Raw genomic sequence first — 12941 nt, 5'->3', positions numbered from 1 at the left:
GATTGTAAAATGGAAAGCGAGTGTTCAGTGTGGGACGTAAATGGAATAACATTAAAGAAAAGAAAGCATCAAAAGATGCCAACACAAGCCGTATTTACGCCAAATTCGGCCGTGAAATCTACGTAGCAGCCAAGCAGGGCGAGCCGAATCCAGAAAGCAATCAGGCGCTTCGGATGGTGCTCGAGCGCGCGAAAACATACAGCGTGCCTAAAACGATTATAGACCGGGCGATCGAAAAAGCAAAAGGCGGAGCGGAAGAAAACTACGATGAGCTTCGCTACGAAGGATTTGGGCCAAGCGGCTCTATGGTGATTGTAGATGCTTTAACAAATAACGTGAACCGGACCGCTTCTGATGTGCGGGCTGCATTTGGGAAAAACGGCGGAAACATGGGTGTGAGCGGTTCGGTCGCTTACATGTTTGATGCAACAGCCGTGTTTGGCTTGGAAGGAAAAACAGCAGACGAAGTGCTGGAGCTGTTAATGGAAGCCGATATCGATGTACGGGATGTGCTTGAAGAAGAAGATTCCGTGATTGTGTATGCGGAGCCGGATCAATTCCATGCCGTGCAGGAGGCGCTGAAAGCAGCGGGCGTAACAGAATTTACAGTTGCGGAGCTGACGATGCTTGCACAAAACGACGTGACATTGTCAGAAGAAGATCTGGCACAATTCGAGAAAATGATTGATGCTATCGAAGATTTAGAGGATGTACAGCAGGTATACCACAACGTTGATTTAGGATAAGAAGAAAAAAGCAGCGCTCCAAGGAAGCAGCTGCTTTTTCTTTTGTCCAAAACGCTTTAGCAAGATAAACTGGATCATTTTAGGGTGTGCCTGCTATCATAAAAGAAGAATAAGAAGCAAAAGTGAGGGTGCATCATGTTTGATTTTTCAACATTGCTGACGTTTACGGCGGTTGTGATCGGCTTGTTTTTGGTTCCCGGTCCGGCTGTTTTACTAACGGCAGCACGAACGGTTCAAAACGGGCGGAAAGCCGGCGTTATTACCGGCCTGGGTCTTGCAACGGGTGATTTAATTCATACTATTTTTGCGGCGGTCGGCCTGTCGGCTATTTTAATGACATCTGCTTCCGCATTTAATATGGTGAAATGGGCTGGTGCCTTTTATTTATTTTATATGGGCATCCGGGCTGTTTTTGCTAAGGCCTCTCAAACGGAAATGGCAAAGGCATCGGCAGCTTCAGCCGGGCGCATTTATAGACAAGCGATTCTGGCAGAAGTATTGAATCCGAAAACGGCGCTGTTTTTTCTGGCTTTTTTACCGCAGTTTGTGGATCCGGCGCGCGGTGTGTCCATTTTTCAATTTATGACACTCGGTCTCATTTTCGTGCTGCTCGGCGTGATGTATACAGCGCTGATTGCGCTGACCATCGAACCGATCAGCGAGCGGATAAAGCGCATTTCCTGGCTGAACCGGGGCGGCGGTAATAAAGTGATCGGGGCGATTTATATCGGCCTTGGCGTTAAAATAGCACTTCAAGGGCGTTAAAAAACAGCCTCTGGCAGGAGAGGCTGTTTTTTATTAAGCGTGTTTCCATGTTGTAGATTGTCCGGATTTAGGGCAGGATGGGAAAGTATCGCCTTGTGCAAGCTCCACTTCGTCTTTGTCTTCATCTCCATACGTACCGGCTTCTGTCACGCGGTCGCCGGTATTGTGTATATGATCTTCATGGCGCCAGGTGGTCGGTGCATTTGTATTCGGGCAGACCGGAAATTGTTCGCCTTCCTTTAATTCTTCTCTTTTGCCAGCGGCACAAATGTAGGTGCCGGTTTCTTGAACGGGTTCATCTGTGTGGTGAAGATCTTTTATTGTGCTCATCGGAAAAGTCCTTTCTTTTTTTGGCTTAAAAGAGCTTTTGTGTAGTAGAATAGCCGGGAATACGGAACTTCAAACATTTTCTAGAAAAAAGAAGGCTTTAGAAAGGGGCAGGCGGGGAAAGAAAAGGAATAAGCATTCTTTAAAAAGGAGGACACTCTCAATGACGAGCCATAACGCTGCCGCATACTTTAAAAGCATTAGTCCACGGCAGATGATCATGCATACCACTGGAAAAGATTCCGTCTCTAATATGGATCTTACTGTTATTGCCGATTTAAATAAACGGTACCACCTGCGAGATGAGGTAATTAATGTCCTTATTCAATACATACTTTTGGCTTCCTTGTCTCTCAGCCACCCGTCGCTTTTTAAAATTGCGATGCATTGGAGCAGATTAAAGGTGGAAACCGCAGAAGAAGCAATGAATCTCGTTCAAAAAGAACATACAAAATATAAAACGCTTTGGATGACGGATATTCTTCACTCGAAGAAAAAAACCGTCCTCACAGTGGATATGATCCGTGGGGCGGCTGCCAGTAATTTAACAGATGAACAGCTTGGCGCTTATATTCGGGAGCTGTTTACGCGCTCATAAAAAAGCTTCAGCGGCTCGATGCCGCTGAAGCTTTTTAGTTTTGGCGATATCGCCATCCGCCGAGGGAAGAGATATCTTTTCCGGCCGCTGCTGCGCTTGCTTCACACAAGAATCCCTGCACATGTGTACCATCTTCGAGTTCAATAGTACCAAAACCAAGCGGCGACGGAATAAGGGAAACAAATGACCCTAATTGGGAAATAGGCATTTCCCACAATTCCAGTTCAATAGAGAAGCCATCCTCTGTTGTTCGAATGAGCCCCGGTTTTTTCGGCATGGTATCGAGCTCTACAAGCTTATAGTCGGGAGCCGTTTTTGCTTCCCGGACAAAAATGGCTTCGTGCTCGAGCATTTGCTTTTCAAGCGGAAATCCTTTCATATGAAGGCCGCAGACAGCAACGAGCGTCGTGGATGGTTTTTCAGGCGCGCGGCGGCCGTGTAAAAACAAGCCGGCGAAGCCCGTAATCAAATGCTCATCTCTTGGTCCTGAAAATAGTGTAATGCCAAACGGCACATTTTGGGCTGCATCTTCGGCCGGAATGTTCACAGCGGACAAATCGAGCAAATTGCAGTGATTTGTATAAAGCCCCATTTGACTGTTTGTTTGAACAGGGTTGTTGCGGACCTCTTCGCGTGTCCACGTACCGCCGGCTGTCGGCATAATCAAAACGGCATCTTGAAGCTGCTGATGAGCTTTTTGTTTAAACGCCTGAAGCGTATGCATTGCCTTGAAAACAGAGGCTGCATCATATTCCGGCTTAGCTCCGGATCGTAATACGGTTTCTGTTACCGGGAATACGGCGCTTTGATGTTCGTTAATGAACGAGCCCAAATCAGCCCAGCGCTCTGCTACCCACGGGCCGTCGTATAAAACAGCAGCTGCTTCGGAAAGGTAGGTGACATCGATCGATTCAACAGGCAGACCGAGCGCATGCAGCTTTTCTAACGTATGCTGCCAGGCTTGTTTGTATTGATCTGCGAATGGTCCGTAAAAAACCGGCGATTCGCTTGGTACTAATATTTTTTGGGGAAGCGCTGATGCCTGGCGTGTAATCTGTTTCGACCATGGGTCCCGGGCATCAAAGCCGCGGGCAGCTTGATCGACAAGATCTGCATCATCTAAGCTGTTGGCAAAAACCGTTACACAATCAAGGCTCGCACACGCCGGAACGACGCCTTTGACCGGCCATGCACCCAGGCTCGGCTTGTAGCCGATCAATCGGTTAAGCCCGGCCGGTACGCGTCCAGATCCTGCTGTGTCTGTGCCGAGTGAAAAAGCCGCCTGGCCGCGGGCGACGGATACGGCGGAGCCCGCGCTTGAACCGCCGCTGATTAAATCGGGGTTCAGCGCATTTTTCGTTTCGCCATACGGGCTTCTTGTTCCAACGAGGCCAGTCGCAAATTGGTCTAGGTTTGTTTTTCCGACTGGAATAGCACCGGCGTCAATCAAGCGCCCAACGACGGTTGCATGTTCATCGGGTGTGTAAGCAAATTCTGCACACCCCGCTGTTGTCGCCACACCGGCAAGGTCGATGTTGTCTTTAATGGCAAACGGAATGCCCCAAAGCGGTGCCTGGGATGGATCGATAGTCTTTAACCGCTCTACGTAAGGGCGGATGAAGCTCCAGGACGGCGGTGTAATCCAAATATTCATGTCCCGGTCAGTCTCAGACCGTTCGATAATTTGTTCAACGACCATCTCCGGCTTTAAGCTGCCAGATTGGTAGCCCTTCTTTAACTCACGAATGGATAACGTTTTCGGCAGGTTTATCGTCTGCATCAAAAGCACCTCGCTTTTCTTTTGTAATAGAAACAATCAACTGTCCCGCATGAACTTCATCTCCTGGCGCTACATAAACAGACTCGACAAAGCCATCACATGGAGCCGGCTGGGGAAACTCCATTTTCATGCTTTCTTCAATGATAAGCGTATCGCCTTTCTTCACTTCGTCTCCTGGAGAAACAAGAACCTTCCACACACTTCCAGGCATTGAGCAGCGGACCGCTTCCGCTCCTTCCGGAATGGTTTCTTCCGCTGGCTCTGCTGCTTCGTGTTCGGACACATATTCCGTAAGGCCAAGCTCACGCCAGCTTTCCCGCTCGGCATGGAAAGCAGCCTGCTGTGTTTGGCGGAATTCCTGGGCGCTTTCTTCAATGGATTCGAGAAAAGCTAAATAGTCGCCGAGTTTAAAGGTGGTTTCCGTAATGTCAATTTCAAAACGTCCGCGCAGAAAGTCTTCACGCATTTCAAGCAGTTCGTCCGCACTAACCGGATAAAATTGAATTTGGTCGAAGAAACGGAGCAGCCACGGCTTGCCAGCCTGGAAGCTTTCGGTTTCACGAAGCCGGTTCCAAACCTGTACGGTACGGCCGACAAACTGATAGCCTCCTGGTCCTTCCATGCCGTATACACACATGTAGGCACCGCCGATCCCTACTGCGTTTTCCGGCGTCCATGTACGAGCTGGGTTGTATTTAGTGGTCACAAGCCGGTGGCGCGGGTCGACCGGCGTTGCGACAGGGGCACCGAGGTACACATCCCCTAGGCCGAGAACAAGATAGTTGGCGTCAAATACGATACGTTTTACATCTTCGATGTCGTTTAACCCGTTGACCCGGCGGATAAATTCGAGGTTGCTCGGGCACCACGGAGCGTCAGGGCGGACGTTTTTCTGATAGCGCTCGATGGCCAGCTGCGTCGCTGGATCATCCCAGGAAAGGGGAAGTCGGACGATACGCGATGGCACTTCAATTTCTTCAAGCGGTGGAAGCTTTTCATCGATGGCTGCGAGAACTTCGCAAAGCTCCGTGATCGACATTTTGGAAGCATCGATATGAACCTGCAAAGAACGGATACCCGGCGTCAAATCAAGAACCGGAATGTCAGAGCGTGATTGAACGGCTTCCATTAAAGCGTGAACTTGAAAACGAAGCAGAAGGTCAAGCTCCATCTCCCCATATTCAACTAGTACGTGCTCGTCGCCTGCTGCCCGGATCGTCATCGGGAAGCTGCCCGTTGACTGCTCAACGAGAATCGGATAATCCGGCGTAAAGCGGGCCGCTTTTTCCGGAAGTGATGGAAGCGGAGAAGACGCTTCCTGTAACCCAATGGCATTCAAGTGCTCCTCCTGTGCCTGGCGAAGAACTTCGGCTTCCTGGAGCGTCAACAGCTGAAAACGGATGCGGTCGCCGGCATGCAGCTGGCCGATCTTCCAAAATTCTGCGGAAGCCGTTGTGACCGGGCAGACAAATCCGCCCAGGCTCGGCCCGTCCGGACCAAGTAAAATCGGCATGTCACCTGTTAAATCAAGTGTTCCGATGGCATACGCATTATCATGAATATTAGACGGATGAAGACCGGCTTCACCGCCGTCTTCACGTGTCCAGAGCGGGGCAGGCCCAATTAAGCGGACACCAGTGCGCGAGCTGTTAAAGTGAACTTCCCAGCTTGTTTCAGTGAGCTGCTCCAAGTATTCCGGCAATAAAAATTCGGTTGTACAATGAGGGCCTGGGATCACACCAATGGTCCATTCTTTTGTTAAAACCGGCTGTTTGTCTGCCGCAAGCGCCGCAGGAGAAGGAAGGGCAACAGGATGAACCTGCAAAACATCTCCTGTCCGCAGCGCCCGTCCGCCATGTCCGCCGAATCCGCCAAGGGTAAACGTTGCTGCACTGCCGAGGTGAAGCGGCATATCTAACCCGCCTGCGACGAGGAAGTAAGTACGCATGCCTGTTTCGGCTTCTCCGAACGTCAGCACCTGTCCGCGCTTTGCCTGCACAACCGTATACATAGGCACCGCTTCTTTATCCAGTACAGCCTTCATGTCCGCTCCTGTCAGGCAAAAAGCAGTGTCGCCGCGGAAACGGTAAGACCCGCCGCGAAGAGTCAGTTCAAGACCAGCAGCCCGGTCTTCATTCCCCAAAAGCTTATTGCCGATTCGGAACGAAAAAGGATCCATCGGTCCGCACGGAGGAACGCCTACATCCCAGTGGCCGACACGCCCCGGCCAGTCCTGCACGGTCGTTTGAATGCCGCCGTCAAGCACTTCAATCGCCTGTTCCGCCGGTGTAAAACTGTCGAGCATACGGGTATGAACGAGACCGCTTCGGCAGTCGTTTTCCTGCAGGAGCGCTTGAATGAATTGAAGGTTCGTTGTCACACCGTAAAGACGCGTTTCACGAAGTGCTGCGTGCAGCTTGTCGATCGCATCTTCGCGCGTATCGGCATGAACAATCACTTTCGCAAGCATAGGGTCGTAAAGAGACGTCACGTTCAGCCCGTCCCGCACCCATGTTTCAATGCGGGCTTGTTCAGGAAAGCGGACCTGGTCGAGCTGGCCGCCGCTTGGCCGGAAGTCGTTCAAGCAGTCTTCTGCATAAATGCGTGCTTGAATGCTGTGGCCTTTTGGCGCTTCGTACAAGTGGCTGAGCCCGTGTAATTCGCCTGCTGCCTCGCGCACCATCCATTCCACTAAATCAATGCCAAGCACTTCCTCCGTCACGCCATGCTCGACTTGAAGCCGGGTATTTACTTCAAGAAAATAAAACTGTTCTGCTTCTGGGTCATACAAAAATTCTACGGTTCCCGCACTCCGGTAGCCCACTTCTTCTGCAAGACGCTTGGCAGAGTCGAGCATTTGTTTACGGACCGCAGAAGAGAGGCAGGGAGCTGGGCTTTCCTCAACGACTTTTTGATTGCGCCGCTGAATCGAGCAGTCCCGCTCGCCAAGCGCGGCTACCTCACCGAATTCATTGCCGAAAATTTGCACTTCTACATGGCGCGCTTTTTGAATGTATTTTTCTAAAAACACACCGCCATTGTTAAAGTTGGTCTCGGCCAGACGGCAGACTGAATCGAAGGCGTCACCAAGCGCGGCTTCATCTCCGCAGACACGCATGCCGATGCCGCCGCCGCCCGCTGTGCTTTTCAGCATAACCGGATAGCCGATTTGTGCTGCTTCTGACAAAGCTGTTTGAAGATCTGTAATGAGTGCTGTACCGGGAAGAAGCGGGACGCCCGCTTTTTCCGCCATTTCACGGGCAGAATGCTTTAAGCCGAACAGCTCCATTTGTTCTGGTGTCGGGCCGATAAATGCAATGCCAATTTCGCGGCAGGCACGGGCAAAATCAGCATTTTCGCTTAGAAATCCGTATCCGGGGTGAATGGCCTGAGCGCCTGTTTGGATAGCGGTGTTTAAAATAAGCTCGGCATTTAAATAGCTGTCTTTTGCTGCGCCTTCCCCAATTAAAATCGCTTCATCTGCTAAATCAACATGCAGGCTGTCCTGGTCTGCTTTTGTGTAGACGGCAACAGAGGCGATGCCCATTTGACGAAGGGTTCGTTCAATGCGGACGGCAATGGCTCCGCGGTTGGCAATTAATACTTTTGTAAACATGGTCATCGCTCCTTTAGTTTTGATTCCAGATCAGCAGCTGAATCGGTGTCGGATTGAAGGCGTTGCAAGGATTGTTTAATTGCGGGCAGTTGCTGATTAGGACAAGTGTCCGGCTCACTGCCTGCATTTCCACGTAGTAGCCGGGAGCCGAAACACCGTCAGCAAAGGTTAACCCGCCTTCTGGTGTGACCGGTACATTCATGAAAAAGTTGACGTTAGGAGCTAAATCCCGCTTTGTAAAGCGTGGGTCGTTTTTGGAAAGCTGCAGCATAAACGTGTCACGGCAGTTATGCATCGGCAGCGTATCGTGTGAGTAGCGCACTGTGTTGCTTTGTGCTGAGCAGGCGCCGCCGAGCGTATCGTGACTGCCGCACGTATCAGCCACAATTTTGACCAGTTCTTTGCCTGATTCAGATAAAAGAACAGAGCCGGTTGTTAAATACACATTGCCCTGGCGCGTAATCGTGTTGACCGCACTGTAATGATCCGACAGATTATCAGCATCATAAAACAATGTGTCCGCTGCTTGATTTCCCTCCAAGTCGACAATACGAAGCACCTGTCCCGGCTCTAGCGTATACGTCCAGCCATCTCCCGCTGGGATGGTTTTATTGTAAAAAGCATCCTCTGTTTTTCGATCGCTCATAACATGATGTAATACCGCCATTATCGAACGCCTCCTTGAGTAAGCATTGTGTGGTCCCATGTATTTTCAAACGCGCGCCGGTTTTCCGGGCGGTGATTCAAGCAAAGGTCGTCTTCCTGCACCGGAGCTGCATCCGTAATTTCGGTTTTCACCGGTACAGAAGGGTAGACGGGGCTTGGGTCAAGCGGATTTGGCGTATTAGATAAAACGAGCAGAACATCTAATTCCGTCCGCAGTGTCACAGAGTCGCCTTTTTTGGCATGGCCGGAAACAAAATGCATGCGGCCGTCTTCCGTGCAGTACACTTTGGAAAACAAATTCACAACAGGGACGAGATCGCGTGTGGTGAGGCCGTTTCGGAATAGTTCAACGGCAAAGTTTTCTTCACCGCTTCGATACCAGTCGTTTCGTTTTTCCTGATAGGTTGTTCGTCCGTAGCGCTCGTCGACGACACGGCGTGAGATGTAACCGGAAATCGTATCATGCCAGCCGAGTGAGTCATCTGTGAGGCTGGCCAGCACGCGCCCGTTATCACTCATCAGCACGTTTCCTGTCGTTAAGTGGGCAGTGTGCTGAGCTTTTAATGTATCCGGCATATTGTAGCGCTCTGCCGTATCCACGGCGGAATAAAGAAGAAGAGAGACGTTAGCGCCATCCTCCATCGCCGTAAATGTAATGGACTTGCCGCGGCTGATCCGTCCGGACCATTTGCCGCCGGCAGGAATATACTTTGTTAACATATCAGTCATGTAAAACAGCCTCCTTTTGAATGAACAAAGCGCAGGGCGCTCATATGGAATCATGAAAAAAGGATAAAAGCCCAGGAGATGGTCGTCTCCCAGGCTTTTATCCTTCCGTGTATACAGCAGCAGCTGTACGCTCTCTCTCGGACCAGGCTTTAAAGAAGAACTCTTTAAACGGAACCCTAGACAGCTTTTTGTTTTCAACGCGATGTGAAAACCTTTATTGGTTTATGCAACAAGTATAACAATCTGAAAAAACTGAAAACAACTTTTATGTTAGATTATCTTACATCGTTTTTTGCTGGACAATCGGTTTTGTTTGAACATCCCGCTGTTTGCTTTGAGCTGACAGCCAGACTTTTCTAGCCTGCCAGTAAATGAAGCCGGCAATGACCCAGATAACTCCGTACGTCAGCGTATGCTTATCTAACAGCGTCAGAAGCCAGCCGATAAACCCGGCACCGACCAGTGGGAAAACAAGATACAAAAACGTTTCTTTCGGTGAACGCTTCTTTAACTTTATATAGTAATGGGCAATAACCGATACATTCACGAATGTAAAAGCAGTTAAAGCGCCAAAGCTGACAAACATAACGGCTGTATCCAAATTAATAAAAACAGCGGATAAAGATACGGCAGCGACAAACAAGATGTTTGCGACCGGTGTTTGATATTTCGGATGAAGAGAGGTAAACAGCTTCTCCGGCAGAATCGATTCACGTCCTAAAGCGTACATAAACCGACTGACACTAGTGACAGAGGAAACTCCTTGCGTAAACGTAGCGATGATCAATACCATAATAAATAACGAGCTTAAGAGGTTTCCGCCAACAAGCTGTACAAGGCTATAAGCGGCATTGTCGGGATTGGTAAATGTAAACTCAGGATAAGCAACCTGCGTTAAATACGAAATCGCAATGTACATCGCCGCAGCAATAAACACAATGAGGAAAATGGCTTTCGGGATCGTTTTATCCGCTTCGATCGTTTCTTCTGACATAGTGGTTACGGCGTCAAATCCGAGAAAGCAGAAGCAGATCAGTGCGGCACCGGAAAAAACAGCACCCAGTCCAGCATGTTCACCGAAAAACGGAGCGAGCGAAAACAGGGAGCTTGACCCAGTGTCGCCAGTCACAATATCTTTTACGATGAATAAGCAGAACAACAGGATAAATCCAATTTGTACGAGAACCGAAATACCACTGACGCGTGCGGCGGACTTGATGCCGACAATATTAACGACCGCAAGCACCACATTCATTACAATAATCCAGACGAAAACCGGAATGGCTGGAAACTCGGTATTCATAAAAATGCCAAATGTTAAGACCGCAATGATGGGTGAGAAAATATAATCCATTAATAGAGCCCAGCCGACTAAAAATCCGGCTGTAGGATGGATTGCTTTTTTCGTATAGGTGTAAGCAGAACCTGAAATCGGATACGCTTTGACCATGCGGCTGTAGCTGTAAGCAGTAAAGAAAATAGCCAGAAAAGCAACGATATAAGCAGCGGCCATCATCCCGCCTGCCGCTTCAAATGCAACGCCGTAAACGGTAAAGAAAATCATCGGTGTCATCCAGGCAAGCCCCATAAATACAACTTGATGCAGCTTCAGTGATTTCGCAAGTGTCGTTTTTTCAGTCATCTTCATTCACCCTCTTTTCCGAATGTAGCGGAAAAATAAAAAAGCCCGGGAGAATTTTATGTAAAATTCTCCCGGGCTTTTATCCCTCCGTGTATACAGTACATGCTGTACGCTCCCTCTCGGACCAGACGTTTTTCAACCGGAACCCTAGGCAGCATCTTTGTTCTTGATTGCGATAATAAGAACCCCTATTTGTTTGATAATACGGAGTATAAGGAGAAAAAAGAGTGTGTGCAACGAACATGTTAGATTTTATAACAAAATATTTCGAAAACTCTTTTTTGCGTTCCCTTTTTTCTTCTTTTCTTTGTACAATGGTCTGGACACAGAAAGAGGGGGACAAGAAATGAAACAGTCAAAATGGGGGGCATTAGCATGGGGCTCTATCGCTGTGTTCTTTGCGCTCAGCCTTTGGTTCAGTGCTTCCGCTGTGATCAATGATCTAACAGACCGATGGGGATTGACGGAAGCGGATAAACCATGGGTGTCGGCTGCCGTGCCGGCCGGTTTTGCAGCCGGCGCTTTGGTCAGTGCTGTTTTAGGGATTTCTGACCGATTTCCAGCAAGAAAATTATTTATGGTATCAGCGCTGGCAGGAGCGCTTGCCAACAGCCTGCTTTTGTTTGCAGACCATCCTTTTATCGGTATTTTGCTGCGTTTTGTGACTGGAGCAGCCCTTGCAGGCGTTTATCCGGTAGCCGTTAAGGTATTAACGCTCTGGTTTCCGAAGCACCGGGGCCTTGCGATTGGCATTGTAATCGGTGCACTCACTCTTGGCTCGGCCCTGCCGCATTTGCTGGCAGCCTTGACGATGAACGTAGATTGGAGAGGGGTTATTCTCTTAAGCTCTATTTTATCGGTGTTGTCGGCAGTCATTATGATTCGTTTTGTGCAGGACGCCCCCCAGCAGGGCACACCGTCTGTTTTCTCGATCAATATGATTGGCAAAGTACTGCGTAACAAGCCGGTTATGCTGGCAAACTACGGGTATTTCGGCCACATGTGGGAGCTGTATGCCATGTGGACATGGCTGCCGCTTTTTATGGCAGAAGGCGGCTTGGCACACGCTTCTTTTCTTTCATTTGTAACAATTGGCCTCGCTGGTGCAGCTGGGTGTGTGCTCGGCGGCTTGCTCGCAGATAAGGTGGGCCGTGCCCGGCTGACCATTTGGGCTATGGGGACGAGTGCTGTGTGTGCATTTATGATTGGCTTCACCTTTGAACATTCACTGCTGCTTATGATGGTAGTGGCTTCTATTTGGGGATGTTCTATTATTGCGGATTCTGCGCAGTTTTCAGCAGCCGTTTCTGAGTTTGCAGAGGGAGATTATTTGGGCACAGCACTGACATTTCAAATGAGTATCGGATTTTTGTTAACAATTATATCCATTAATCTGGTATCATGGATACAAGTGCATGCGGGTTGGGAATGGGCCTTTTTTGTTCTTGGGATTGGCCCTGTGCTGGGCATAGCGGCTATGCATCGGCTTCGAAACTACGAAGAGGCGGCTGGAAGTGAATAAAGCAGCAAAAACATATGGGAATTCATTCTGGAAAGGGGAAAGCGAACCGGCATTTGTATCGGCTTGGTCGTTTGGCGCCGATTCCGGCTCGGCTTGTCATTGGAATCAAAACGGCGACTTGTTTTCTATGAAATTGAACAGGAACGTCTTCCTGAAAAAGGAGATTCCAGTATTCTGTTAAACAGCCGGGAGGAACCGGCAGCTATTATCCAAACAATAGAGGTGCAAATCATGCTCATGAATGAAGTGCCGGCCGAATTCGCGGAAGCAGAAGGAGAGGGGGACCGTTCATACACATAACGGTACGAAACGCATAATAACTTTTTCACACTTGCTTTTCAGGAGCTGGACCGGGAATTTCAGGGCGATATGCTGCTCGTATGTAAGCGATTTGTTCTTTGGACATAAAAGAAAGCGCTTTAAAAATGGCGATTAGAGTACAGCAAGTTATATAATCATAGGGATAGGCTTATTTTTTGATTTATTTTGGACGTGGGTCTGATTGGTCATAAACAGGTATGCACAAAACGGAAGTCCTGATTGAAGACTG

General features: G+C 49.1%; 10 protein-coding genes, 1 pseudogene and 2 riboswitches. Of the genes and pseudogenes, 5 read left to right on the top strand and 6 right to left on the bottom strand.

Annotated elements, in window-relative coordinates; translation table 11 throughout:
• Nucleotides 1–29 precede the first annotated feature (29 nt).
• Nucleotides 30–746, top strand: a complete 717-nt coding sequence (locus M3221_RS14700; protein ID WP_251272490.1) for a YebC/PmpR family DNA-binding transcriptional regulator — start codon at nt 30–32, stop codon at nt 744–746.
• 135 nt (nt 747–881) lie between these two features.
• Nucleotides 882–1511 (top strand): LysE family translocator, encoded by a 630-nt coding sequence (locus M3221_RS14695; protein ID WP_251272489.1) that lies wholly within the window; start codon nt 882–884, stop codon nt 1509–1511.
• 33 nt (nt 1512–1544) lie between these two features.
• Here the strand turns inward: M3221_RS14695 and M3221_RS14690 are convergent, their stop codons facing one another.
• A complete protein-coding gene (locus M3221_RS14690) occupies nt 1545–1841 on the bottom strand; it encodes a hypothetical protein (RefSeq protein WP_251272488.1) in 297 nt (98 codons plus the stop codon).
• 160 nt (nt 1842–2001) lie between these two features.
• Here M3221_RS14690 and M3221_RS14685 point away from each other — a divergent pair, with 160 nt between their 5' ends.
• Nucleotides 2002–2436, top strand: coding sequence for a DnaD domain protein (locus tag M3221_RS14685; protein ID WP_251272487.1), 435 nt, complete (start codon nt 2002–2004; stop codon nt 2434–2436).
• A 34-nt stretch (nt 2437–2470) separates the two neighbouring features.
• On the opposite strand, the gene atzF is transcribed toward M3221_RS14685, so the two are convergent.
• The 5 genes from atzF to M3221_RS14660 all read right to left on the bottom strand — a co-directional run bounded on the left by atzF (nt 2471) and on the right by M3221_RS14660 (nt 10869).
• Nucleotides 2471–4216, bottom strand: coding sequence for an allophanate hydrolase (atzF, locus tag M3221_RS14680; protein ID WP_251272486.1), 1746 nt, complete (start codon nt 4214–4216; stop codon nt 2471–2473).
• Nucleotides 4176–7832, bottom strand: a complete 3657-nt coding sequence (gene uca / locus M3221_RS14675) for an urea carboxylase (protein WP_251272485.1) — start codon at nt 7830–7832, stop codon at nt 4176–4178. Before uca ends, atzF begins: the two co-directional genes overlap by 41 nt.
• Nucleotides 7833–7845: 13 nt before the next feature.
• Nucleotides 7846–8499: an urea amidolyase associated protein UAAP2 gene (locus M3221_RS14670; RefSeq protein WP_251272484.1), complete on the bottom strand. Its 654-nt coding sequence runs from the start codon at nt 8497–8499 to the stop codon at nt 7846–7848.
• Nucleotides 8499–9227 carry an urea amidolyase associated protein UAAP1 gene (locus tag M3221_RS14665; RefSeq protein ID WP_251272483.1) on the bottom strand — a complete coding sequence of 243 codons (729 nt, stop codon included), beginning with the start codon at nt 9225–9227 and terminating at the stop codon, nt 8499–8501. The genes M3221_RS14670 and M3221_RS14665 overlap by 1 nt, the downstream gene beginning before the upstream one ends.
• An 84-nt stretch (nt 9228–9311) precedes the next feature.
• Nucleotides 9312–9418: riboswitch (guanidine-I (ykkC/yxkD leader) on the bottom strand.
• Between the two features lie 89 nt (nt 9419–9507).
• A complete protein-coding gene (locus M3221_RS14660) occupies nt 9508–10869 on the bottom strand; it encodes an APC family permease (protein ID WP_251272482.1) in 1362 nt (453 codons plus the stop codon).
• A gap of 66 nt (nt 10870–10935) precedes the next feature.
• A riboswitch (guanidine-I (ykkC/yxkD leader) is annotated at nt 10936–11031 on the bottom strand.
• A gap of 184 nt (nt 11032–11215) precedes the next feature.
• Between M3221_RS14660 and M3221_RS14655 the strand changes: the two genes are divergently transcribed.
• Nucleotides 11216–12391 (top strand): MFS transporter, encoded by a 1176-nt coding sequence (locus tag M3221_RS14655; protein WP_251272481.1) that lies wholly within the window; start codon nt 11216–11218, stop codon nt 12389–12391.
• A pseudogene (locus M3221_RS14650) lies at nt 12384–12799 on the top strand (ASCH domain-containing protein). Before M3221_RS14655 ends, M3221_RS14650 begins: the two are co-directional and overlap by 8 nt.
• Nucleotides 12800–12941: the final 142 nt, after the last annotated feature.

The organism is Domibacillus indicus, from assembly GCF_023715895.1.
GTDB lineage: Bacteria > Bacillota > Bacilli > Bacillales > Domibacillaceae > Domibacillus > Domibacillus indicus_A.
This window is presented reverse-complemented; position numbering and strand designations above follow the sequence as displayed.

Bases quoted from the DNA above. Each gene is read 5' to 3' on its own strand.
- M3221_RS14670 (WP_251272484.1), bottom strand. From the start codon at position 8,499: ATGGCGGTATTACATCATGTTATGAGCGATCGAAAAACAGAGGATGCT.
- M3221_RS14660 (WP_251272482.1), bottom strand. From the start codon at position 10,869: ATGACTGAAAAAACGACACTTGCGAAATCACTGAAGCTGCATCAAGTT.
- M3221_RS14685 (WP_251272487.1), top strand. From the start codon at position 2,002: ATGACGAGCCATAACGCTGCCGCATACTTTAAAAGCATTAGTCCACGG.
- atzF (WP_251272486.1), bottom strand. From the start codon at position 4,216: ATGCAGACGATAAACCTGCCGAAAACGTTATCCATTCGTGAGTTAAAG.
- M3221_RS14655 (WP_251272481.1), top strand. From the start codon at position 11,216: ATGAAACAGTCAAAATGGGGGGCATTAGCATGGGGCTCTATCGCTGTG.
- M3221_RS14690 (WP_251272488.1), bottom strand. From the start codon at position 1,841: ATGAGCACAATAAAAGATCTTCACCACACAGATGAACCCGTTCAAGAA.
- M3221_RS14695 (WP_251272489.1), top strand. From the start codon at position 882: ATGTTTGATTTTTCAACATTGCTGACGTTTACGGCGGTTGTGATCGGC.
- M3221_RS14665 (WP_251272483.1), bottom strand. From the start codon at position 9,227: ATGACTGATATGTTAACAAAGTATATTCCTGCCGGCGGCAAATGGTCC.
- uca (WP_251272485.1), bottom strand. From the start codon at position 7,832: ATGTTTACAAAAGTATTAATTGCCAACCGCGGAGCCATTGCCGTCCGC.